We start from the raw sequence: 22,975 nt of genomic DNA, 5'->3' as shown, positions 1-22,975 counted from the left end.
AAACCTTATTTCGGGGTGGTCATTTTCTCTGCCCGGTCCATTTGGCTTCGTAAATCTTCGCGCCGGGAGGCGGGACAAAGGTTTTTTCGGCCTTGATGTCGGAGAGGCGCAGCGCGTTGAGGCTGATGAGCAGGGCAGCGGTGTTGAGCATGCCGGGGGGTATCCACTGGATCAGCCCGCCCAGCATTTGGTCATAAAGCGGGGAAATGGAGGGGAAGAGACGGCCGCAAAGTGTGTAAAAAGAGTACAGATCATCCGTGCTCAGCGCGATGTAGGAGCTGACGGCGATCTGCGGGAACATCACCAGGAAGCCGGCGGCGGCGCGGGCGAGGTAGGAGAAGCGCGCGGCGGGTTTTGGCCGTGGGTCCAGCACCACGAGCCAGAACAGCAGGCCGCCGAGCAGGCAGGAGATGTTCATCACCGCGTAGAGGAGCGGGTTGATCATGGCCGCGAAATGCACGGCGGGGATCAGCCAGACATCGGTGGTGATGAGGAAAATCGCCATGGCGGGCAGCGGGTGGGCGAGCACGCGGCCAAATTTATACACAATCCGGCTCTGGCAGGCGCGCAGCAGCCAGGGCGGGATACCAAGGCGCAGCACCTCGGGCATCCAGCCGATGGCGATGCCAAAGGGCGCCGCCATGCCGATGGTGACCGCCTGGATGCGGTTGAGGAAGAACATATGCTGCGAGATGTATTCAAAATGCGTTTGCAGCACGAAATAAATGCTGCCGAGGCCGAGCAGGAAGAACCATTGGCGCAGGCGGCCGGGTTTTTCCGCCGGCGCGATGCGGGCCATGCCGCGCAGATACCACAGCAGCATGAACCAGCAGCCGAGGAACACCGGCGCGTTGAAGACGAAGGGGAACAGATAGGGCAGATGCGCCGGAACATAGCGGCACAGCAGGTCAACGATGAGGGCGGCCAGCAGGATCAGAAAATCAACCATTTGAACGGTCCATCGGTACGCCCGCGAGGTCGCGGCTGGTGCGGATTGTTTGCAGCGTCTGCACCCGGGCGACATGCGCGGCCCCGGTGAGCCGGGCGGTGAGCTGGTTTTCGTGCGCGGCGTCGCGCGCCACCAGCTTGAGCAGAAAATCGCCGCCGCCGCGGATCATGTGGCATTCGCGCACCTCGGGCCAGGTGGCGACCAGGGCCTCGAACCCATCCAGCACCGCCTGTTTCTGGCTCTCAAGCCCGACGATGACGAAGAAGGCGATCTGCCAGCCGAGCTTCTGGCCATCGGTGCGGGCGTGGTAGCCCTGGATGAAGCCCGCCTCCTCCAGCCGGCGCACGCGGCGCAGGCAGGGCGGCGGCGAGATGCCGGTGCGCCTGGCCAGCTCCACATTGGTCATGCGGCCGTCCTCCTGCAGTTCGGCGATGATCTTGCGGTCGATTTCGTCGAGCTGGATCGGGTCGGGGTCGCGCGGCATGGTTTGTCCTAAAACTATCGCAGATGGTTCTGCGCAATATAATTACACAAATTCATTTGACCATGGGTGGAAATTGCCAACTTCTGTGACCCGAACCATAAACGCGCGCTTGTATCGGCGCGAAGTCAACAGATATGCTGCATTCCTGATTCTTATATAAAGTGGATGACAAACGAGAATGGCTGAGGTGAGGAAAACCCGCATACTAATCATCGGCGCGGGGCCGGCCGGTTACACGGCGGCGATTTATGCGGCGCGCGCCAATCTGGCGCCGGTGATGGTGGCCGGGCTGCAGCCCGGCGGGCAGCTGACGATTACCACGGATGTGGAGAATTATCCCGGATTTGCCGAGACCATCCAGGGTCCCTGGCTGATGGAGCAGATGGAAAAACAGGCCGTGCATGTCGGCACCGAGGTCATCTACGACATTATCACCAAGGTGGATTTCGCCACCCGGCCTTATCGCGCGTGGTCGGATGCCGGGGTGGAGTTCGTGGCGGATGCCGTGGTGATCGCGACCGGGGCGCAGGCGCGCTGGCTGGGGCTGGATTCGGAGAAGATCTACCAGGGCGCCGGGGTTTCCGCCTGCGCCACCTGCGACGGGTTTTTCTACCGCGGCAAAAAGGTCGCCGTGGTCGGCGGCGGCAACACGGCGGTGGAGGAGGCGCTCTACCTCACCCACCACGCCAGCCATGTGACCCTGGTGCACCGGCGCGACAGTTTCCGCGCCGAGAAGATTTTGCAGGACCGGCTGTTCGCCAACCCGAAGATCACCGTGATCTGGGACCATGCGGTGGATGAGATTTTGGGCGGCGGCAGCCCGGCTGTTGTTACCGGCGCGCGGCTGCGCAATGTGAAGACCGGCGTTGCGCAGGAGATCAGCGTGGACGGCGTGTTCATCGCCATCGGCCATTCGCCCGCCACGGCGGTGTTCGGCGGGCAGGTGAACACCGACGCCGAAGGTTTCATCATCACGAAACCCGGCAGCACCGAGACCTCGGTGCCGGGTGTTTTCGCAGCGGGCGATGTACAGGACAAAATTTTCCGCCAGGCAGTGACCGCCGCCGGGACCGGCTGCATGGCAGCCCTGGAGGCGGAGAAATATCTGGCGCAGTTACCCCAGCATGTCAGTGAGGCAGCATAAAAATGACCGGACAAAAAATGGATTGGGACAAGCTGCGGGTGTTCCACGCGGTGGCGGAAGCGGGCAGCTTCACCCATGCGGGCGATACGCTGAACCTTAGCCAATCAGCAGTATCGCGCCAGATTTCGGCGCTGGAGGAGGCGCTCTCGGTGCCGCTGTTCCACCGCCATGCGCGCGGATTGATCCTCACCGAACAGGGCGAGGCGCTGAACCGCACCGTGCGCGAGGTGTTCGCCAAGCTGGCGATGACCGAGGCGCTGCTGGCCGAAAGCAAGGAAAAACCGGCCGGGCGGCTGAAGGTGACCACAACGCACAGCTTTGGCGTGACCTGGCTGGCGCCGCGGCTGAAAACCTTCCTTGCAGCGCACCCTGATGTGACCGTGACGCTGCTGCTCGATGACACCGATCTGGATCTGGCGATGCGCGAGGCCGATGTGGCCATCCGCATGCATCCGCCGCGCCAGCCCGACCTGGTGCAGCGCCATCTGGGCGAAATCCGCAGCCAGATCTGGGCTTCGACGGAATATCTGAAAGCCAACGGCACGCCGCAAAGCGTGGAAGACCTCGACCACCACAAGCTGATATTGTTCGGTGACCGCAAGCCGCCGGTGCCCGATGTGAACTGGCTGGCCGAGGTCGGCCGCAAGGACGGCACGCCGCGCCGGGGCGTTTTGGAGGTGAACTCGCTGCAGGCGATGCTGGTCTGCATCCGCAATGGCATGGGTGTTGGCGCGGTGCCCGATTATCTGGTGCAGGACCAGACCGGGCTGGTGAACGTGCTGCCGGAGCTGAAGAAGCCGGCCAATGAGATGTATTTCGTGTACCCGGAGGAGCTGCGCAACAGCAAGCGCGTCTCGGTTTTCCGTGATTTTCTGATAAACAGCATCTCGGAACGTAATATCCAGAAGTCCTGACCTGGGGATATGAACCGGCCGTGCTGCCGCGAAAAGCGGCGGTTATGGCCGGTTTTTTGTGCGTTGATTCACCATTATGCATCTGGCGCGGGGCTGACTCGCAATCGGTGGTTACAAAAATCCCCTACATTACCAAATTAACACTTAAATATTTTTTGATTGTGGCTTATATACAACATTGTTCGGTGCGAGCCGGACATCGTTCAGCCCGAGAGGGCTGGATTGGGACCTTGGTCCCGACGTCTCCCAGACGTGAAGCCTCCCTGTTGACTTGACCCGCTGGCCCATTGGCCGCGGGTCTTTTTTTGTGGCAGGCGCCGCCGGTGTTCAAGGAATTTGGAGCGGGTAGCGGGAATCGAACCCGCGCATCAAGCTTGGGAAGCTAACAGGCTACCATTACATCATACCCGCCCATGAGCGCACACATAATCTGCCGCGCCGGACTGCGCAAGCGCGGCCCGGCGCGTAGTGGCGTGGCTAGAGCCTGGTCGCTTTAAGTGCGATCAGGCTCTGGCCGTTTTTCTGAGGGCGATTCACGCTTTCGGCTCGCTCGGTTGAGCGAACCTCAAACGATCGCACTCTACCTTATGTTTTACGATCAATTTCATTGATTTAGAACGAGGTGATGACACTGCGCGCGATGGCGCCGGTTTTCAGCTCCTTATAGGCGGCGTTGATCTCGGAGATATTGATTTCCCTGGAGATCAGGTCGTCGAGGTTGAAGCGGCCCTGGAGGTAGAGGTTAGCGTACATCGGGATATCGTGGCGGATGTTGGTGGAGCCCATATACACGGCCTTGATGGTGGCCTGGCTGTAGGCCATGTCGGCCAGCACATCGATGGTGATGGTCGAGCCTGGTTTGTGCACCCCGATGAGATACACACCGCCGCCCAGACGCACCATTTTAATGGCCTGTTCGGTGGTGGCCTTCAGGCCGATGACCTCGAAGGCGTGATGCACCCCGCCGCCCGTGAGCGCGCGCACGGCGGCCACCGGGTCGCCATCCGCCGGGTTGACGAAGTCGGTGGCGCCGAATTTGCGGGCCAGTTCTTCTTTTTTGGGTTGCGTGTCGATGGCGATAATGCGCGTGGCGCCCGCGAGCTTCGCGCCGGAGATGACATTGAGGCCGACGCCGCCGGCACCGAAGACGGCGACGGTGTCCCCCGCCTGCACATTGGCGGTGTTAATCGCGGCCCCGGCGCCGGTGACGGTGCCGCAGCCGAGGATGCAGGCCTGCGGAAAGGGGAGTTCCTTGGGCACCTTCACCAGCTGGTTTTCATGCACCAGGGAGAAGGCGGCGAAGGCGGCGGTGCCGAAAGTGGCGTACACCTGCTGGCCGTCGCGGCTCAGGCGCGGGGCATCGGTTGGCCCGCGCACGGTCTCCTCGGGGTGTTCGCACTGGTAGGTGCGCCCGCCGAGGCAGGCGTCGCAATGGCCGCAGAACTGGATGAGCGAGCCGACCACATGGTCCCCCACCGCCAGGCCGCGCACATCCGGCCCAAGCTCGCGCACGATGCCTGCCAGCTCATGCCCGGCCACGGCGGGCAGGGGCATGCCATAATCGCTTTCTGCCATGTGCAGGTCGGAGTGGCACAGGCCGGAGGCTTTCACCTCAACCAGGACTTCACGGCCACGCGGCGAGTCAATCTGGATTTCCTCGATCTCAAAAACGCCGCTCAGGCGGTTCAGCACGGCTGCTTTCATGTGTCGTTTCCTTTTGGTTTATTGTAACCGTTGTTATGGGTGCCGCATCCAAGCAGACGCCGCCGTTTCCCGCAACCGGCCCCCTAACCGGCATTGACCGGGCGGGCAGGCGGGTTTAGGCGGAAACTCACCTCGTGATTTGTCCGGCCGGATTGCGGCGAGGCGGTATCCCAGCGGATGCCATTAAATAAACGCGCTAAAGAGGCTGTGGCGCTGCCATGCGCCACCTCCCCTGTGGCCGGGCATGTTTGTGAAGCAAGGGGATTTGAGATGAGCGATTCCGATAGCCAGCGGTTGGCAACCAAGCTGATTCACGCCGGGCGTATCCGTACGAATTTAGATGAAAACGCCGAGGCTCTCTTTCTCACCTCCGGCTTTGTGTATGAGAGCGCGGAAATGGCCGAGGCGGTGTTCGCCAACCAGATCCAGCACTACCAATATTCGCGGTTCTCCAACCCGACGGTGAGCATGCTGGAACAGAAGCTCGCGGCGATCGAGGGCGCGGATGTGTGCCGCTGCACGGCAACCGGCATGGCGGCGGTCTCATCGGCGATGCTGGCCGGGCTGAAGGCGGGGGACCGTGTGGTCGCGGCGCGCGCGCTGTTTGGCTCCTGTCACTGGATCGTGAGCACCTTGTTGCCGCAATACGGCATCACCACCGAGTTTGTTGACGGCGCCGACCTGGCCGCCTGGGGCAAGGCCCTCGCCACCCCCGCCGCCATGGTGCTGCTGGAGACCCCCTCCAACCCGATGCTCGACATGGTGGACCTGCGCGCGGTTTGCAGCCTGGCCCATGCCGCCGGCGCGCTCGTGGTGGTCGACAACGTGTTCGCCACCCCGCTGCTGCAGCGCCCGCTCGAATTTGGCGCCGATGTGGTGGTGTATTCCGCCACCAAACATATGGACGGCCAAGGCCGCGTGCTCGGCGGCGCCGTGCTGGGGCCGAAAAAATGGATGGAGGAGGTTTTTCAGCCGTTCTTCCGCAACACCGGTCCCGCGCTCTCGCCGTTCAATGCATGGGTTATCCTCAAGGGGCTGGAAACCATGGCCCTGCGCGTGAAGGCGCAATCAGCCGCCGCCGAAGCCATCGCCAATTTTCTGGAATCACGCCCGGAAATCTCGCGCGCCCTCTACCCAACCCTCGCCTCACACCCGCAACGCGAACTCGCCATGAGCCAGATGAGCGGCGGCGGCACCATGGTGACCTTTGAGCTGAAAGGCGGCAAGGCGGCAGCCTTCGCGCTGATGAACGCATTCAGGATCATCACCATCTCCAATAACCTCGGCGACACCAAATCACTCGCAACCCACCCGGCCACAACCACCCATATGCGCATCGGCCCCGAGGAACGCGCCCGCCTCGGCATCACCGAGGGCACCATCCGCCTCTCCGTCGGCCTCGAAGACCAAGCCGATATCATCGACGACCTGACCCAGGCGCTGGGAGCGGTTTCGTAAGCCAGGCCAGGGGGCAGCGCCCCATGGCCTGGCTTATTGAACACCCTCCGGCGCCCTGGTAAGGTTGGCGCCGATATTGTTGGGAGATAAGCATGGCGGCCACTGCTGTTTTTACTCGTTTGCCGCGTGCGGATCTGAATGATCTGGTCGCTGCGGCGCAGGAGGATGATCCGCAGGCGCTGGCGGCGTTTTTGGCCGCCAACGGGACCTCGGTGGCGGATTTTGATTATGATGGCGAGGTTTTTTCGGTGTTGCTGCCGATCCTCTCCGATGATTATGACATTGAGCTGGAGGCCAGCGAGAACGAGACGGTGGCCGAGATCGCGGAAGCCTCGCAGGCGCTGGTGTTTATCATGACCGCGGAGGACCAGGATAAATATCTGGAGGCCCTGAACCCGGATAATTTCGATGAGGAAGAACTAGGCGAGGCCTATGAGGACTTCACCGAGGAAGAGGATGAGGATGCGGGGGAGATGATGCTGGCGGGGATCGCGGCGCTGCACACCGCGTTGGCCGAAGCCGACGCGGGGCATGTTATTGTCGTGACCGTGGGGTAACACGGTGCGGCAAAGTGGCTGAGGCTGGTTTTGGGCTTCAGGCTTTTGGAAGTTTATGGGCCAGCGTGCGGTCGAGATTGTCAAACAGGGTGTTAAGGTCGGTCAATCCGCGCGATTTTGCGTGAATGCGGACTCCGGCCACGAGTTTGTGCAGATGTAGGGCGGTTGTCTCATCCAGCTGGCCGATCTGGTCGAGCCGATGGATGAGCACGCCGGAGATCATTAACGCGAGCAATGCGATATGGTCGCCTTGGTTTTCCAGCTCCATGATACCCTCCGTTCGTGTTTTTACGAGAGCGCGATCGCATGACGCCCGCTCATTTTGAGCGGCCTGATGCGTAAATCGCCCTCAGCAAAAAGGCTATAGCCTGATCGCTTTAGGTGCGATCAGGCTATAGCCTAGCATATCAGGGCCGGTGCCCCAGAAAAAATTTGCGCTTTGTTTTCATTGGCCTGCTTGTCCCTTCCGTCCGCTGCGGGATGCAGCGGACTTCAGGGGCAGGACACTAGCTTTTTTTGAGCGAGCAATTTCAATCATCTGAATTGAACCGGCAGGTTCAGTTCAGATGATTATTGCTCTAATTCGTGTGCTGCGCCGCGGCCTGGAGGTTGGCGGCGTTGGCGAGGATGCGGTCTTCGAGGCCGCCGGCGGTGGCGGGGTCGGCGGGGGTATCAACCCACTGCCCATTTTCCTGGGTCTGGTGGAACACGCTGACCTGGATGGCGTCGGCGGTGAGTTCGCGCCCGAGGATATAGGCATTGACCTTGAAGCGCTCACCGGGGGTGGCGGGGGGCGTGTACCAATCGGTGATGATGACGCCGCCGAACGGGTCGGCCGAGACCAGAGGCATGAACGCCAGCGTGTTGAGCGTGGCGCGCCAGAGATAGGCGTTGACCTGGATTTGCGTGGCCTGGGCGGTGCTGCTGCTGGAGCCCTTGCCGAAGGTGAAGAGCGTGCCCGAGGAGCTGGAGTCGGTCGAGGCCATGGCGCCCGGCAGGCTGGAGGTTTCAGGGTTATTCACGGCGGCTATGCTGGGCGGGTTTTTGCCGCAGCCGGTCAGAGCCATTGCGCCGAGGAGCAACACGGCGGGGCCGGCGATTTTTTTGAACATCCGCAACTGAACTCTCCAAACCTGAAACTTGATGGTTGTTTAGCCTTCAAGCCCGCATCCGCCAAGGGCCAGAACCGCTAGCCAAAGAAAAAGGGCGGCGGTTGCCCGCCACCCCTTTTAGCTGAGGGTTCGCGCCTGACTGCCGGAGTGGGCCAGGCGCGAATTCCGTTCAGGCCATTACCACTTGATGGTGGCGCCGGCGGTGACGATTTGTGCCTGGGTATTGCCCATGGCGCTCAGGTTGGCGTTACCCGGCTGGTGCGCGTGGCCGTACATGTATTCCACGAACAGGTTCATCTGGCGGGCGAGCACATAGTTGCCGCCGGCGGTGAAGCCGTATTCGCTCAGCGTACGGGCTTCCTTCCCGGCCTTGGTCGGGTCATAGGTGCCGGCCGACTGGCTGTTGAAGTAGCTGGCGCCGACCACATAAGGCCCGATCACATAAGTTGCGCCAACGATATAGGCGAGGGCATCGCGCGCGCCCTTGGGCTTCATCGCGTAGCCATCCTCGATGGCGCCGCCCTTCACGTTGGCGCCCAGGGTGAGGCCGGCGTAGGTGGTCTGCGCGCCGAACTGGTAGGCGCTCAGGTCGTCATAGCCATGCACCAGCGGGCCGGATTCTTGCGGGACGCCGTTGTAGGTCACCGGCGAGCCGTGCAGGTAGCCGCCGGAGAACTTGCTGGCAAAGCCGTCAGCCTTCAGCAGGTATTGCGCCATCACGTCGACCGTGTCCTTGCGGCGTGTGCCGTTGACGTCGCCAGGCGTGGAAGAGGCCGTCAGCGCCGAGCAGGTCGAGCCGGCGACGGTGCAGTTGGCGTAGCCTTGTTTGAACCCGTTGGAGCTGGGCTCGAAGCCGATGCCGGCGTTGGCGGCGCCGCCCAGTAGCGGGTCAGTGTAGGCCGGGGAGATGTAGACGATCTTGTCGGTGGCATACAGAGCGCCCTGGTCGGCATAGATGAACTGGCCAGGAACGGCATGGGTCGGCAGGATGGAAACCGGGCCACCGTCAGCAGGCCACTGGTTGCCGTCGCCGTAGGCTTCAAGCACGCCGTTCTGCATCAGGCCGTAAACGCTGTCGGTCTGGCCGAAGCGCACGAAGCCGGCATCCGGGGTGCCGAGGTAGCCATAGGCGCGGCGAACATAGAGGCCGCCGGTGCCGTTGCCGTTGGAGGCGGTGGCATTGCTGTTAACGCCCTTGCCGGCGTTGGTGGCGGAGGTCCGCAGTTCGACCTGGACGCCGTAGTCGATGCCTTCAATCGTCTGCCCGTCGAAACCAGGATACAGGCGGACTTCACCGTCAGTGGCGACCGTGTTCAGCTTGTTGCCGCCGACCGTGTTGAAGGTGGAGCCCTGCGCGCCGATTTCGAACTGCAGATAGCCGTTAAGATGCACGGCGACGGTGCCTGCGGCGACCGGCTTGACCGGCTGCGCCATGGCGCCGGAGGTGGCGGCGAGCAGAGCGCCCATCGAGGCCGCGGAGGCCAGGAGTAACTTGCGCATGAAATATCCTTCTCGTTGAGCCGGTAACCCGGCGGGAAACAAATATGACGGGCTTTAAACCCCAGGGTCTGAGCGGCGCCGCCCGCAGGCAGGCCACCCTGATGGCCCCTTAAAAGCCACATCCCGGCGCTGACGCAATCTCGGAACCGTGATGTTCCGGCATTTCATGGCAACTGTGGCGGAAACGCCACATGTATATTACAATACTGTTAAATATGAATCGAAAGTTCAGTGGAGAAATCAAGACATTTTTATGAATGTGACATTTTAATGAATGTCTTTATACTAATACTATCTACAATATCGCTTTTATAATTTTATTCTTTGCCGGGCAGTAAAAACGCCTCAATCGCGCCGCCGCCGGGGCAGGTTTTTCCCAGCCGGTGGATGGAATATCCATTAATTCCCCCCAGGGCGAACGCTTTTGCTCTACCCGCCCGGCGCGCCAGGGTTTGGAAGCCCAAATTGCCAAGCGCGGCGGCCCCGGGGTGGCTGGCAGTGGGGAAAACCGGGGAGATGAAGATGATTTGCGCACCGGCCTGCCGCGCCCGGTGCAGTTGCGCCTGATTATGGGCCGAGGCGGTGACAAGCGCGCGGCGTGGCAGGGGCAAAACCCCGCCGCGCCGGCCGCCGCGCAGATGCACCCCGGCTTTTAAGCTGGCCGCGAGCCGCGCATCGCCCGCCACCACCAGGGCGATGTGGCGCGCCCGGCAGAGTGCCGCGAGTTTTGCGCCCAGCGCGGCGCGGTCTGGCGCGGTGTCGTGGCGGAACACCACGCCGCACAGCCGGGGCGGCAGGGCGCGGACCACCGCCAGCAGATCCGGCATCCGCGCCGGGTCGGTGAACAGCCAGAGCGGCGGCGGGCCAGAAATCCGCTTTACCCTCCGGCCCCAGGCGATTAACCGTGCATCCATGGCTGACCTTACGATGATCGCGGCGAACCTGGAAAACATTCATGCCCGCATCGCCGCCGCCGCGCGCGCGGCGGGGCGCGACCCTGCGGATGTGACGCTGATCGCGGTGAGCAAAACCCACCCGCGCGCGGCGGTGCTGGCCGCGCTGGCGGCGGGGCAGGCGGTGTTCGGCGAGAACAAGGTGCAGGAGGCGGAGGAGAAATTCCCCATCCCCGGCGCGAAGCTGCACCTGATCGGCGCGTTGCAGACCAACAAGGCGGCGCATGCGGTGCGCCTTGCCGATGCGATCGACAGCCTGGACCGCGAACGCCTCAGCGATGCCATCGCCAAGGCGGCTGCGGCTGCCGGGCGGCTGCCGGAGCTGCTGGTGCAGGTGAACATAGGTGACGAGCCGCAGAAGGCGGGCGTGCCCTTGGCGGCGGCGGATGGTTTTATAAAGGCCAGCCGGGCGCGCTTTGGCGCGGCGCTGAAGGGGTTGATGTGCATTCCGCCCGAGGGGGTGGACCCGCTGCCCTATTTCAAACGCCTGGCCGCGATGGCCGATGCGCATGGGCTGGCGGTGCGCTCGATGGGCATGTCCGGCGATTTCGAGATCGCAATTGCCGCCGGGGCCACGCATGTGCGCGTCGGCACGGCGATCTTCGGCGCCCGCCCGGTGCCTCCTGGCGTGATTCCGGCAACACATCATTAAATCTTGCTCAGGCCGCGCGAATCGGCGCCCCTGACCCTGTGCGTCTGGTTAATTTGCCTGTAATGCCAACTCTGGATTTAGCAATTCTTGTGGAGAGCAACCCCGGTGATCAGATTATCGGTCCCGTTCCGGCAGGCTGTGTCGCGGCTCACATTTCCGGTGATGCTGATGCTGTCCTTTGGCGTCGTGCTCATTGGCCGTGCCGATCAGGGAATTTCCGGGGAGCTGCGCACCGGGCTCGATGATGTTCTGGCGCCGGTATACGGCGTGTTCGCGGCGCCGATCCAGGCGGCGGAGAGCGGCACCGGGGCGATCGGGCATCTGTTTTCGCTGAGCGCCGAAAATGCGCAATTGCGGGCGGAAAACGCGAAATTGCTGCAATGGCAGGCGGTGGCGATGGCGCTGGAAGCGCAGAATGACGCGCTGAAGGCCACGCTGAACTACACCCCCGCCGACGCCCCGGCGTTTTTCACCGGCGATGTGGTGGCTGATCTGGGCGGGGTTTATGACCGCTCGGTGCTCGTGGTGCTGCCCCGTGCCGCCAGCCCGGTGCCGCTCATCGGGGCGGTTGCCATGGATGGGCGCGGGGTTGCCGGGCGCGTGGTCGAGGCGGGGAGCCGCTCGGCGCGGGTTTTGCTCATCACCGATATCAACAGCCGGATACCCGTGGCGCTGGGCACAAACGGCGCGCCGGCGCTGATGACCGGCACCAACGGCCCCACCCCGGCGCTGCTCTATTGGGCGCCCGGCCAGCCGCCCGCCGAAGGCGCGATGGTGCTGACCAGCGCGGTTGGCGGCGCGTTCCCGCCCGGGCTGCCGGTTGGCGTGGTGCATTACAACGCGCAGAACGACCCGGTGGTGCTGCCGCTGGCGGATCTGGACTCGCTGCGCCTGCTGCGGCTGTTCAGCTACCCCGACAACCTGCCGGTGCTGACACCGATCGCGCATACGAAGGCCAAACCCGCCGCCATCGCGCATCACCGGAAAAAATAGCGGATGCGGCGGCAAAGCCTCTGGCGCCGGCTGGATGCAGCGGCGCGTTACGCGGTTCCCTTTGGCAGCATCGTAGCGGGGCTGTTTTTGCTCGGCCTGAATTTTGGCCTGCCCGCCCAGGCGCAGTTGCGCCCGGTGTATGCGGTGGCCTGTGTATTTTTCTGGTCGTTGTACCGGCCCTCCTCGCTGCCGGCGCCGGTGGTGATGGTAAGCGGGCTGCTGCTCGACCTGCTGGGTTTCTCGCCGCTCGGCATGTGGGCGCTGCTGCTGCTGCTGCTGCATGGCGGGGTTCTGGCGCTGCGCCGCCAGTTGGCGCCGCAGGGGTTTTTGTTCACCTGGCTGGTTTTTTCGGGCTTTGCCGCGGGGTTGTTCGTGCTGGCCTGGGGGGTGGAATCGCTGCTCGGGCTGGACGTGTTGCCGGTGCGGCCGGTGCTGACGCAAAGCGGCTTCGCGGTGTTGCTCTACCCGGCGCTGGCGGCGTTTTTCATCCGTGCGCATCGCGGCGCGGCGGCGGCTGAACTGGCGTAATGCTGGATTTTCGCGTTCGGAATTTGCACGTTCGGGCGGGCGGTGCGTGCCATGAAGCGTGAGACCAAGGACCGCGCGGCCTTTAACCGCCGCGCGCTGCTCATCGGCACGGCGCAGCTCGGCATTTTTGGCGCCATCGCGGGGCGGCTGTATAATCTGCAGGTCGCCAAACATGGAAAATACGCGCTGCTGGCCGAGCAGAACTCCATTTCCGAGCGGCTGGAAGCGCCGATCCGCGGGCTGATCACCGACCGTTTCGGCACCATACTGGCGGGCAACGAGCAACATTGGCGGGCGCTGTTCATGCAGGCGCTGGCGCCCGACCCGCAGGCGGTGCTGGATAATTTCTACCGGCTGGTGCCGCTGCCCGATGACGAGAAGGCGCGCATCGCCGCCGAGCTGGCGCACCGGCCCGGCTATATTCCGGTGCTGCTGAAGGATTACCTGGACTGGCCGGACATGGCGGCGCTGGAGGTGAACACGCCGGACCTGCCGGGGGTTGTCGTGGAGGTGGGGGCCAGCCGTTCCTATCCGTTCGGCCCGGGGCTGGCGCATGCCGTGGGCTATGTGGCGCGGCCCAATGCGCGCGAGGCGGCGGCCGATCCGGTGCTCTCATTGCCCGGCATCCGCATCGGCCGCACCGGGGCGGAGGCGGGGCAGGACGGGGTGTTGCGCGGGGTGCCGGGCTTTGTACAGACCGAGACCAATGTGCATGGCCAGGTGGTGCGCCAGGTGGCGCACGATCCGGGCACGCCGGGGCAGACGGTGGCGCTGGCGCTGGATGCCGGGTTGCAGGCGCTGGCGGTGCAGCGGCTGGCAAACCAGACCGGGGCGGTGGTGATGCTCGATGCCAATACGGGTGAGATTCTGGCGATGGCGAGCAGCCCCTCGTTCGACCCCTCGCTGTTTGACAAGGGCGTGCCATCCGCCACCTGGAACGCCTGGATGGCCGATGCCGGCGACCCGTTGCAAAACAAGGTGATCTCCGGCCTGTTCGCGCCCGGCTCCACCTTCAAGCCCACAGTGGCGCTGGCGGCGATGAAGGCCGGCACCCTCTCGGCGGACACTATTTTGACCTGCCCGGGTTTTTTCAAGCTCGGCGACCATGTGTTCTGGTGCGACAATCATGTGGCCCATGGCTCGATCACCGTGACCACGGCGTTGCAGGTGAGCTGCGACGTGTTTTTCTATCAGGTGGCGCTGAAGGTGGGGATCGACCGGATCGCGGACATGGCCACCACGATGGGGCTGGGCACCGATCTGGGGGTGGATCTGCCCAATGCCTCGCCGGGGCTGGTGCCGACGCTGGATTGGGCGCGCCGGCGGGGGATTCACTGGGTCGAGGGCAGCACCGTGGTGCAGGGCATCGGCCAGGGCTACACCCAGCTCACCCCGCTGGCGCTGGCGACGATGATCGCGCGGGTGGCAACCGGCAGCGCGGTCGGTCCGCATATCACGCGGCGGATCGGGGGGCAGCTGCAGGACGGCTCCGACCCCGGCGACTGGCCGGTGCTCGAGGTTGACGCGGGGCATCTGGCCACCATCCGCCAGGGCTTGTTCGAGGTGGTCAACACCCCGGCGGGCACGGCCTATGGCGCCCGGCTCACGCTGCCAAACGTGCAGATGGCGGGCAAGACCGGCACCGCCCAGGTGCATACCAATACAGCGGCCGAGAAGCAGAAAGGGTTCAATGATCTCACCATGGCCTGGGAACAACGGCCGAACGCGCTCTTCGTCGGCTTCGCGCCGTATGACAATCCGCGCTATGCGGTGGCCGTGGTGATCGAGCATGGCAATTTTGGCGCGCAGACGGCAGCGCCCATCGCGCAGGACATGATGACCTATGCGCTCACCCATGACCCCGCCGGGCGGGATGTGCCGCTAGGCGGGGCGGCGGGGGTTGCACCCTCATGATCCCCGAGCGGATCGCGCCCCTGCGCCCCTTCCGGGACCGCTCCTTCGGCCTGATGCGCAAATTCCTGCGGATCAACTGGCTGTTCGTGCTCTGCGTCTGCCTGCTCGCGGGGGTGGGGTATACCGCGCTGTATTCCGCCGCCGGGGGCGCGCCGGTGCCCTATGCCAACAGCCAGCTTTTCCGCTTCATCGGCGCGCTGGCCCTGATGCTGGGGATCGCCATGGTGGATATCCGCCAGATCGCCAAAATCTCCTGGCCGGCCTATGCGCTGGGGGTGGTGCTGTTGCTGGTGGTGATGAAATTTGGCCATACCGGGCTTGGCGCCAAGCGATGGATGAGCGTGGGGGGCATGGAAATTCAGCCGAGCGAGCTGATGAAGCTGTTTCTCACCCTCGGGCTGGCGGCCTATTTCCGCCGCGCCACGCAGGAGCGGTTGAACGAGGCGTTGTTCCTGCTGCCGGCGGCGGCGGCGATTTTGCTCCCCGTCGGGCTGATATTGAAGGAGCCAAACCTGGGCACCGCCGTGATCACCGCGATGATCGGCGTCACGGTGTTGCTGGGGGCGGGGGTGCGCTGGTGGAAATTCGCGATTGTGCTGGGCGTGATGCTGGTGGCAGCCCCTGTGCTCTATCACCACCTGCATGACTATCAGCGCGCGCGCATCACCACCTTCATGAACCCCGGCTCTGACCCGCTAGGGGCGGGGTATAACATCATCCAGTCAAAAATCGCGCTGGGCTCGGGCGGGCTGGCAGGCCAGGGCTATCTGCACGGCACGCAGAACCAGCTTAATTTTTTACCTGAGAAGCAAACTGATTTCGTCTTCACCATCATCGCGGAGGAGTTTGGCTTTTTGGGCAGCATGGCGGTGCTGGCGCTGTTGTTCTCCATTATCGCGATGGCGTTTTATACGGCGGTTTCGTGTTCGCATGCCTACGGGCGGCTGGTGGCGCTGGGGGTGGGGACCAATTTCTTCCTCTATTGCTTCGTCAATCTCTCGATGGTGATGGGGCTGATCCCGGTGGGCGGCGTGCCGCTGCCGCTGATTTCCTACGGCGGTTCGGCGTTGACGGCGGTGATGCTGGGGTTTGGCGTGCTGATGTCGGTGCATGTGCATCGCGACGTGGAATTTGCCAACGAGGAGTTCTGAGGCGGCGCCATGCATCTGCTTGTTTTTGATTCAGGGATTGGCGGTCTGGGGGTGGTGCGCGAGATCCGCCGGTTGCAGCCGCACGCGCGGATCAGCTACCTCGCCGACATCGGGTTTTTCCCCTACGGCGAAAAACCCGATGCGGTGCTGCTGCCGCATATCGTGGGGCTTATCGGCAAGGCCATTGAGTTTTTAAAGCCGGATGCCGTGGTGGTGGCATGCAACACCGCCAGCACCATCGCGCTGGCGGCGCTGCGGGCGGCGTATGCGCTGCCCTTCATCGGCTGCGTGCCGCCGATCAAGCCGGCGGCGGCGGCGAGCAAAACCAGGGTGATCGGCATTCTGGCCACCGCCGCGACGGTGCGCCGGGCGTATCTGCGCGAGCTGATCGAAGCATTCGCGCCCGATTGTGAAATCCACAGCCTTGGCGCGCCCACGCTGGCGGAGCTGGCGGAGCGGAAATTCCGCGGCCAGGCGGTGGATGTGGCGAGCGCCGTGGCGCCGCTGTTCAGCCAGCCGGGCGCGGAGCGGATTGACGCGGTGGCGCTGGGCTGCACGCATTATACGTTTCTGCACCCCGAGTTCGAGGCGCTCTATCCCGATGTGAAGTGGTTCGATCCGGCGTTGCCGGTGGCAAGGCGCACGCTGGCGGTGACGGAAGGTTTTTCCACCGCGCCGGAGCCGCAGGCGGAGGTGGCGTGGTTCACCGCGGCGCTGCCGGATCTGGATGTCATGCGGCCGCGGCTGGCGGAATTCGGGTTTTATGAAATCCGTCAGGGACCCTGTTTTTCCTGATGGTAAGCAAATGACTCGTTGATTTTATCGAGCAGATGCCGGCCCGCCGTGGTGGGTGGATATTTCGGCGTCTCCCCCGGCGCCAGGCATGTGGGCAGGCATTCAACCGGCGTGGCGAAATCGGGGTCGAAGAAAAAGGGAATGGAATAACGCTCCCGCCCCGAGGCGTTGACGACGCGGTGCAGGGTGGAGGCGAAGACGCCATTGGTCCAGCGCTCCATCATGTCGCCGATGTTGACGACGAAGCTGCCGGGGATGGGCGGGGCGGCGAGCCAGGCGCCGGATTTGCCGCGCACCTGCAGGCCGCCGGTATCGTCCTGCGCCAGTATGGTGAGGCACCCAAAATCAGTATGCGCACCGGCGCCGAGCTGGGCCTCGGTGATATGGCCGCGCTGCGGCGGGTAGTGCAGCGGGCCCAGCGTGGTCATGGGGGTGGAGAGCCAACGGTCAAAATAGGTTTCCGTGAGGCCCAGCGCGAGGGCGAAGCTGTGCAGCAGTTCGCGGCCCAGGCTTTCCATGGCGCTGAAATAATTTTGCATCACCGCGCGCCAGCCCGGCAGGTCCGGCCATTGGTTGGGGCCGTGCAGCGGCGTGTTCGCCAGCACCAGAGGGTGGGTTGGCGGCAGGTCGTTGCCGATTTTGATGCCCTCTTTGAGGTCGCCGTTTTGCGTTTGTTTTCGCGGGTCGAGGTTTTCGCCGCCGACCTGGAACCAGCCGCGATGGCAGGGGGATTTCTCGATGGCGATCTGCGCCTTTTGCGCGGGCGGGAGGGCGAAGAAGCGTTTGGCCTGGGCGTAGACATCGGCCACCAGTTCAGGGGGAACGCCGTGATTGACGATGTAGAAGAAGCCGGTGTTGCGGCAGGCGGCGCCGATTTTGGCCGCAACCTGGGCTTTTTCCGCCAGGGTGCCGTGCCGGAAGGGGGCGAGGTCGATGACCGGAATCTGGTCCGGCAAAACCTGCTGGGGGATCAGCCCGGGGTCGAGTTGTGTGGTGTCCGCCATGGCCATAAAGTTAGACCTGTCTGACACGGGGTTCCAGGGGCCGGTATGAAAAAATATCTTTGTGGCATCGATCTGGGGGCGGGCAGCCTCAAGGTGACGATTATCAACGCGGCGGGGGAGGTTGCGGGCGAGGCGGGCGCGCCGGTGACCACCGTGGTGGCGCGGCCGGGATGGTCCGAGCAGGACCCGGGCGAGTGGTTCGCCGCATTGTGCCGGGCGGTGCCCCAGGCGCTGGCGGCGGCGGGGATCGGGGCTGATGAGATCGCCGGGGTGGGCGTTTCAGCCGGGGCGCATATTCCGGTGCTGACCGATGAGGCGGGCCATGTGCTGCGCCCGGCGATTATGTGGAACGACCAGCGCAGCGCCGCCGAGGCGGCCGCCTTGCACGCACGGGCCGGGGCGCGGATTGTGGAGATTGGCCTGAACCGGGTTAACCCGACCTGGACGCTGGCGATGCTGGCCTGGCTGCAAAACCATGAGCCGGAGGTGATGGCGCGGGTGCGGCGGTTGTATCTGGCGAAGGATTATCTGCGCTTTTGCCTCACCGGAACCTGGGAGACCGATTTCTCCGACGCCATGGGCAGCCTGCTGGCCGAGGACGCCACGCGCGGCTGGTCAGCCGAGATTTGCGGGTTGATCGGGTGGGACATGGCGCGCCTGCCGCCGATTGTGGAGGCATCATCGGTGGTGGGGGGCGTGTTGCCCGCCGCCGCAGCCCTGTGCGGGCTGGCGGCGGGAACGCCGGTGGTGTGCGGCGCGAACGACACCACGGTGGAGTTTTTTGGCGTGGGCGCGGTAACGCCGGGCATGGGCGGGGTGAAGCTGGCGACGGCGGGGGTGTTGTATCTGGCGACGCAGGGGCCGAGCGTGAACCCGCCGATCTCCTGTTATCCGCATATCATGCCGGGGATGTATTACACCGCGACGGGGACGAATTCCTGCGCCTCGGCGCATCGCTGGCTGCGCGATCTGATGTTCGCGCAGGGCGGGTTCGAGGAGATGGACGCGCTGGCGGCCGGCGTGCGGGCCGGGGCGGAGGGGCTGCTGTTTCACCCATATCTGCAGGGTGAGCGCTCGCCCTATTGGGACCCGCTGCTGCGCGGCGATTTCATCGGGCTGACGATTTCGCACGGCCGGGCGCATTTCGCGCGGGCGCTCTACGAGGGGATCGCGTTTTCGATCAGGGATCTGCTGGAAGCGGCGCGCGGGATGGGGCTTGGCTTCGGGGTGATACGGCTGATGGGCGGCGGGGCGCGCAGCGCGGCCTGGCGCAAGATCATCGCCGATGTGACCGGGCTGGTGGTGGAGCGCACCGAGGCGGGCGATGCCTCGTTCGGCGCCGCGCTGATGGCGGGGGTCGGCGTGGGGGTGTTTGCCTCACCCGCGCAGGCGGTGGCGCGGTGCGTGCGGTTGCTGGATGTGACCGCGCCGGATGCGGGGGCGCATGCGATGTATGACCGTTTGTTCGGGATTTATAAGGATGCGCAGGCGGGGCTGGTGGAGGTTAACCACCGGCTCTGGGATGTAGGGGGGTAGAGAGGAGATGCCAGCTTGCGCTGGCATGACGGTGGTGGATGACGGTGGCGGTGGGGGGCGGTTGGCGGGTCAGGCCGCGGTGCCGCCGACCGTGAGGCCGGACATTTTCATGGTCGGCTGGCCGACGCCCACGGGCACGCCCTGGCCGTTTTTGCCGCAGGTGCCAACACCTGGGTCCAGCTCCATGTCGTTGCCGATCATCTCTACTTTGGTCAGCGCGTCCGGCCCGTTGCCGATGAGGGTGGCGCCCTTCACCGGGGCGGTGATTTTGCCGTCCTCGATCATATAGGCCTCCGAGGCGGAGAAGACGAATTTGCCGGAGGTGATGTCCACCTGGCCGCCGCCGAAGTTGACGGCGTAGAGGCCGCGTTTGATGCTCTTTATCATATCCTCCTTGTTCGCATCGCCGCCGAGCATGATCGTGTTGGTCATGCGCGGCATGGGGGAATGGGCGTAGGATTCGCGCCGCCCGTTGCCGGTGGGGCGCATGTTCATCAGCCGGGCGTTCTGGCGGTCCTGCAGGAAGCCGGTGAGGATGCCGTCCTCGATTAACACGGTGCGCGAGGTGGGGGTGCCTTCGTCGTCAATCGTCAATGAGCCGCGGCGGTTGGGGATGGTGCCGTCGTCCACCACGCTTACGCCCTTGGCCGCGATGCGGCTGCCCATGAGCCCGGCGAAGGCCGAGGTCTGCTTGCGGTTGAAGTCACCCTCCAGCCCGTGGCCGATGGCCTCATGGAGGAGGATGCCCGGCCAGCCGGCGCCCAGAACCACGGGCATTTCACCGGCGGGAGCTGGGATGCTCTCAAGGTTCACGGCGGCCTGGCGGATGGCCTCATGCACCGCGCCCTGCCAATAGGCCGGGGCGATGAGCGGCGCGTAGGAGGTGCGCCCACCCGCGCCGTGGGAGCCGGACTCGCGCCGCCCGTTGTGTTCCAGCACGACGGAGACGTTGAGGCGGACCAGGGGGCGCAGGTCGGCCAGGCGGGTTGAGTCGGCGCGGATGATCTCGATGGCCTGCCATTCACCCGCGATGGAAGCCATGACCTGGATGACCCGCGGGTCGGCGGCGCGGGCGAAAGCGTCAATCTCCTGCAGCAGCTCCGCGCGGGTGGAAAACGGCATTTCGGCCAGCGGGTTCAGCCCGGCATAAAGCGGGGCGGGCGCGGCGGCGGGGCCTGCGGCGGTGGCGGAATGTTCCAGCGATTTGGCGGCCTTGATGGTGGCGGCGGCGCGGGCCAGGGCTTCATCGGTGATCTCACCGGCATGGGCGTAGTAGCTGGCCTCGCCCAGCACCGCGCGCAGGCCAAAGCCCCGGCGCGTGTCAAAGCTGGCGGAACGGATGCGGCCGTCATCGAGGCTGATGGATTCAGACTCCCGGTATTCGAGGAACAGCTCGCCATCATCGGCGCCATCGGTCGCGGTGGCGATGTGGCGGGCGGCGGTGTGCGGGTCCAGCCCGTTGGTGCCGTGGAAGAGGGTGGCGGCGGTGGCGAGGGCTTCGGACAATTTATTCTGCTCCAACAGCGAGGGATGGGCTGAGACGGCGCCCGGCGGTGGCGCCGCGCAGGCCGTGGCGGGCCAGGGTGGTGGCCCCGAACAGCAGCACGGCGTTAAGTTCGTGGACATAGCCCAGCTCGGGCGCGGCCAGGATAAGGGTGGTCATCCCGAGCAGGTATTGCAACGCCACCAGGGCGGCAACGATGAGAAAATTGTCACGCAGCGCCGGGGGCAGCGGGGCGCGCAGGCCGAGGGTGGCGGTGGCGAGCACGGTGAGCGCGGTGATGGTGGCCAACAGCCGGTGGCAGAACTGCACGGTGGCCTGGTTGGCGATGAAGTTCCACCAGAGCGGCTGGAAGGTGAGGAAGCCCTTGGGAATCCACTGGCCGTCCATGGTGGGGAAGGTGTTGAACACGGTGATGGCGTTGGTGGTGGCGACCAGCGCGCCATAAAACATGGTGAGGAGAATGAGCGCGAGGCTGGCGCTGGTGAGGCGGCGCAGGGTTTGGGCGCCGGGCAGATGCGCGGGGGTTGGGGTGCGGATGCTCAGCCCGGTCCAGAGCAGGGCGAAGAGCACCATCATGGCGGTGACCAGATGCGGCCCGGCCCAGGCGGGCGGCGGCGAGAGCACACCGGGCTGCATGCCGGTCTGCACCATATACCAGCCATAGGTGGCCTGGCCCGCGCCTGCCAGGAAGACGGCGCCGAGCCAGAGTTTGAGGCGCCGCGAGAGCTGACCGGTGTACCAGAAATAAACGAAGGGGATGATGAAGGTGAGCGCGATCAGCCGGCCCCAGCAACGGTCAAGGAACATCGGCCAGAACAGCGCCTTGTAGGCGGCAAGGCTGATGGGGTGGGACTGGAAGAGCGCGGTTTTTTGGTAGAGGCCGAAGAGGTAGGACCAGTCGGCCGCGGTCATCGGCGGGATGAAGCCGGTGATCGGCCGCCAGACCTGAATGCTGAAACCCGCGTTGATGGTGCGCGCGTGGCCGCCGCCGATGACCATGCCGAAGATCATGCAGGCGAGCAGGATGAGCCAGTTGCCCAGGAGCTTATTTGGGCGCGCGGGGGTCATGCGGTGGCGCCGCGCAGGCGGTGCAGCAGCAGGATGCAGGCGGTGAGGAGCAGCACGGCGTTCATCTGGTGGGCGACGCCGAGGTCCAGCATTTTGGAGACCAGGGCGCTGACCCCCAGGGTGAATTGCAGCAGCACGAAGCCTGCGATGGCGAGCCCCGCGTCGCGGATCGGGGCGCCGGCGTTGCTGCGCAGGGCCTTGGTGGCGGTGATGAGCAACACCAGCGTGGTGAGCGTGGCCAGGGCCTGGTGGTTGAAGAGAATGGTCGCCTGGTCGGTGAAGAAGCTGGTGTCGGGGTAGCCCGGGGGGGGCATGCCGACGCCGATGGCTTTCGCGGGGTCGAACACCGAGATGGCGTGGGTGCCCGAAACAAAGGTGCCCGCGAACATGGTGCAGAACAGCAGCAATATGGCCAGCGTGGTCAGGCGTTGCAGGCCGCGTTGCTCAAAGGGGTCGGTGGGGGTGGGGTGGCGGACGGTGAGCGCGGTCCAGAGCACTGAGACATAAAGGAACATGGCGGCGGAGAAATGCAGCGAGAGGCGCCAGGGCTCGACCGCCGTGCTGCCCGCGAAGAAGCCCGAGGAGACCATGAACCAGCCGATGGCGCCTTGCAGCCCGCCCATGAGGAAAAGCAGGAGCAGCCAGGGGATCAGCCGGGCTTCGATGCGCCGGGCGAGGATGAAGCCGAGCAGGGGGAGGAAGAAGACCACGCCGATGAGCCGTCCCCAGAGGCGGTGGATGTATTCGGGCCAGAAGAGCTGTTGGAAGCCCGCGAGGTCCATGCCCTTGTGCAGGATCTGCGCCTGCGGGATGGTCTGGTAGAGCGCGAAGAGCTTGTTCCAGGCATCGGCGGTCATGGGCGGGAGCGCGCCGACGATGGGGTCCCAGTTCATGATGGAGAGGCCCGAGCCGGTCTCGCGTGTGAAGCCGCCGATGCCAACCATGACCCAGATCATGAAACAGACGGTGTAGAGCCAGGCGGAAATAAGAACGCGGTTGGTTTGGCCGGCGGCGATGGTGGCGCTCGATTTGGACAAGCTCAGGCTCCTGTTGGG

The 22,975-nt window shown here is 64.5% G+C and carries 22 protein-coding genes, 1 tRNA gene and 1 riboswitch; of the genes, 11 read left to right on the top strand and 12 right to left on the bottom strand.

What is annotated here, in order from left to right; genetic code table 11:
• Positions 1-19: 19 nt before the first annotated feature.
• A complete protein-coding gene (locus tag QQJ84_RS12070) occupies positions 20-949 on the bottom strand; it encodes a cytochrome c oxidase assembly protein (protein ID WP_284258456.1) in 930 nt (309 codons plus the stop codon).
• A complete protein-coding gene (locus QQJ84_RS12065; protein ID WP_284258455.1) occupies positions 942-1,433 on the bottom strand; it encodes an Lrp/AsnC family transcriptional regulator in 492 nt (163 codons plus the stop codon). The genes QQJ84_RS12070 and QQJ84_RS12065 overlap by 8 nt, the downstream gene beginning before the upstream one ends.
• A gap of 178 nt (positions 1,434-1,611) precedes the next feature.
• Between QQJ84_RS12065 and trxB the strand changes: the two genes are divergently transcribed.
• Positions 1,612-2,577: a thioredoxin-disulfide reductase gene (trxB, locus tag QQJ84_RS12060; protein ID WP_284258454.1), complete on the top strand. Its 966-nt coding sequence runs from the start codon at positions 1,612-1,614 to the stop codon at positions 2,575-2,577.
• Positions 2,578-2,594: 17 nt separating this feature from the next.
• Positions 2,595-3,491, top strand: a complete 897-nt coding sequence (locus tag QQJ84_RS12055; RefSeq protein WP_284258606.1) for a LysR family transcriptional regulator — start codon at positions 2,595-2,597, stop codon at positions 3,489-3,491.
• A 337-nt stretch (positions 3,492-3,828) separates the two neighbouring features.
• On the opposite strand, the gene QQJ84_RS12050 is transcribed toward QQJ84_RS12055, so the two are convergent.
• Positions 3,829-3,902: transfer RNA gene (locus tag QQJ84_RS12050), tRNA-Gly, on the bottom strand.
• Between the two features lie 201 nt (positions 3,903-4,103).
• Positions 4,104-5,195, bottom strand: coding sequence for a Zn-dependent alcohol dehydrogenase (locus tag QQJ84_RS12045; protein WP_284258453.1), 1,092 nt, complete (start codon positions 5,193-5,195; stop codon positions 4,104-4,106).
• A 123-nt stretch (positions 5,196-5,318) separates the two neighbouring features.
• Positions 5,319-5,416: riboswitch (SAM riboswitch) on the top strand.
• A gap of 49 nt (positions 5,417-5,465) precedes the next feature.
• On the opposite strand from QQJ84_RS12045, the gene metZ reads away from it, so the two are divergent.
• Together metZ and QQJ84_RS12035 are read left to right on the top strand one after the other, a co-directional pair.
• Positions 5,466-6,653: an O-succinylhomoserine sulfhydrylase gene (gene metZ / locus QQJ84_RS12040; RefSeq protein ID WP_284258452.1), complete on the top strand. Its 1,188-nt coding sequence runs from the start codon at positions 5,466-5,468 to the stop codon at positions 6,651-6,653.
• Positions 6,654-6,745: 92 nt separating this feature from the next.
• Positions 6,746-7,210 carry a hypothetical protein gene (locus tag QQJ84_RS12035; RefSeq protein WP_284258451.1) on the top strand — a complete coding sequence of 155 codons (465 nt, stop codon included), beginning with the start codon at positions 6,746-6,748 and terminating at the stop codon, positions 7,208-7,210.
• A gap of 37 nt (positions 7,211-7,247) precedes the next feature.
• Here the strand turns inward: QQJ84_RS12035 and QQJ84_RS12030 are convergent, their stop codons facing one another.
• From QQJ84_RS12030 to QQJ84_RS12015, 4 genes are all read right to left on the bottom strand, one after another.
• Positions 7,248-7,478: a hypothetical protein gene (locus tag QQJ84_RS12030; RefSeq protein ID WP_284258450.1), complete on the bottom strand. Its 231-nt coding sequence runs from the start codon at positions 7,476-7,478 to the stop codon at positions 7,248-7,250.
• Positions 7,479-7,788: 310 nt separating this feature from the next.
• Positions 7,789-8,322: a DUF3576 domain-containing protein gene (locus tag QQJ84_RS12025; RefSeq protein WP_408862074.1), complete on the bottom strand. Its 534-nt coding sequence runs from the start codon at positions 8,320-8,322 to the stop codon at positions 7,789-7,791.
• Positions 8,323-8,499: 177 nt separating this feature from the next.
• On the bottom strand, positions 8,500-9,822 hold the full coding sequence (locus QQJ84_RS12020) for a porin family protein (RefSeq protein ID WP_284258448.1): 1,323 nt from the start codon (positions 9,820-9,822) through the stop codon (positions 8,500-8,502).
• 317 nt (positions 9,823-10,139) lie between these two features.
• Positions 10,140-10,736, bottom strand: a complete 597-nt coding sequence (locus QQJ84_RS12015) for a thiamine phosphate synthase (RefSeq protein ID WP_284258447.1) — start codon at positions 10,734-10,736, stop codon at positions 10,140-10,142.
• On the opposite strand from QQJ84_RS12015, the gene QQJ84_RS12010 reads away from it, so the two are divergent.
• The 6 genes from QQJ84_RS12010 to murI all read left to right on the top strand — a co-directional run bounded on the left by QQJ84_RS12010 (position 10,735) and on the right by murI (position 16,808).
• Positions 10,735-11,427 carry a YggS family pyridoxal phosphate-dependent enzyme gene (locus tag QQJ84_RS12010; protein WP_284258446.1) on the top strand — a complete coding sequence of 231 codons (693 nt, stop codon included), beginning with the start codon at positions 10,735-10,737 and terminating at the stop codon, positions 11,425-11,427. The two genes, QQJ84_RS12015 and QQJ84_RS12010, sit on opposite strands and share 2 nt — an antisense overlap.
• A 105-nt stretch (positions 11,428-11,532) precedes the next feature.
• Positions 11,533-12,420 carry a rod shape-determining protein MreC gene (mreC, locus tag QQJ84_RS12005; protein ID WP_284258445.1) on the top strand — a complete coding sequence of 296 codons (888 nt, stop codon included), beginning with the start codon at positions 11,533-11,535 and terminating at the stop codon, positions 12,418-12,420.
• 3 nt (positions 12,421-12,423) lie between these two features.
• Entirely contained in the window at positions 12,424-12,948 is a 525-nt protein-coding gene (locus QQJ84_RS12000) for a rod shape-determining protein MreD (RefSeq protein WP_284258444.1), read from the top strand.
• Between the two features lie 51 nt (positions 12,949-12,999).
• Positions 13,000-14,862: a penicillin-binding protein 2 gene (gene mrdA / locus QQJ84_RS11995; RefSeq protein ID WP_284258443.1), complete on the top strand. Its 1,863-nt coding sequence runs from the start codon at positions 13,000-13,002 to the stop codon at positions 14,860-14,862.
• A complete protein-coding gene (gene rodA / locus QQJ84_RS11990; protein ID WP_284258442.1) occupies positions 14,859-16,013 on the top strand; it encodes a rod shape-determining protein RodA in 1,155 nt (384 codons plus the stop codon). The genes mrdA and rodA overlap by 4 nt, the downstream gene beginning before the upstream one ends.
• A 9-nt stretch (positions 16,014-16,022) precedes the next feature.
• Positions 16,023-16,808 carry a glutamate racemase gene (murI, locus tag QQJ84_RS11985; RefSeq protein WP_284258441.1) on the top strand — a complete coding sequence of 262 codons (786 nt, stop codon included), beginning with the start codon at positions 16,023-16,025 and terminating at the stop codon, positions 16,806-16,808.
• Here the strand turns inward: murI and QQJ84_RS11980 are convergent.
• Positions 16,787-17,839: an isopenicillin N synthase family dioxygenase gene (locus QQJ84_RS11980; protein WP_284258440.1), complete on the bottom strand. Its 1,053-nt coding sequence runs from the start codon at positions 17,837-17,839 to the stop codon at positions 16,787-16,789. The two genes, murI and QQJ84_RS11980, sit on opposite strands and share 22 nt — an antisense overlap.
• A gap of 18 nt (positions 17,840-17,857) precedes the next feature.
• Here QQJ84_RS11980 and xylB point away from each other — a divergent pair, with 18 nt between their 5' ends.
• Entirely contained in the window at positions 17,858-19,348 is a 1,491-nt protein-coding gene (xylB, locus tag QQJ84_RS11975; protein WP_284258439.1) for a xylulokinase, read from the top strand.
• Positions 19,349-19,417: 69 nt separating this feature from the next.
• Here xylB and tldD read toward each other — a convergent pair whose 3' ends face one another.
• From tldD to QQJ84_RS11960, 3 genes are read right to left on the bottom strand one after another with little or no spacing between them, the layout of a single operon-like run.
• Entirely contained in the window at positions 19,418-20,869 is a 1,452-nt protein-coding gene (gene tldD, locus QQJ84_RS11970; protein WP_408862071.1) for a metalloprotease TldD, read from the bottom strand.
• Complete coding sequence (locus QQJ84_RS11965) at positions 20,856-21,920, bottom strand: COX15/CtaA family protein (protein ID WP_284258438.1); 1,065 nt, start codon at positions 21,918-21,920, stop codon at positions 20,856-20,858. The genes tldD and QQJ84_RS11965 overlap by 14 nt, the downstream gene beginning before the upstream one ends.
• Positions 21,917-22,957, bottom strand: a complete 1,041-nt coding sequence (locus tag QQJ84_RS11960; RefSeq protein WP_284258437.1) for a COX15/CtaA family protein — start codon at positions 22,955-22,957, stop codon at positions 21,917-21,919. The genes QQJ84_RS11965 and QQJ84_RS11960 overlap by 4 nt, the downstream gene beginning before the upstream one ends.
• Between the last annotated feature and the right edge of the window lie 18 nt (positions 22,958-22,975).

The organism is Acidocella aquatica, from assembly GCF_030160635.1.
Lineage (GTDB): Bacteria > Pseudomonadota > Alphaproteobacteria > Acetobacterales > Acetobacteraceae > Acidocella > Acidocella aquatica.
Note: the sequence above shows the minus strand (reverse complement) of the source record. Positions and strands in the feature narration are given on the sequence as shown.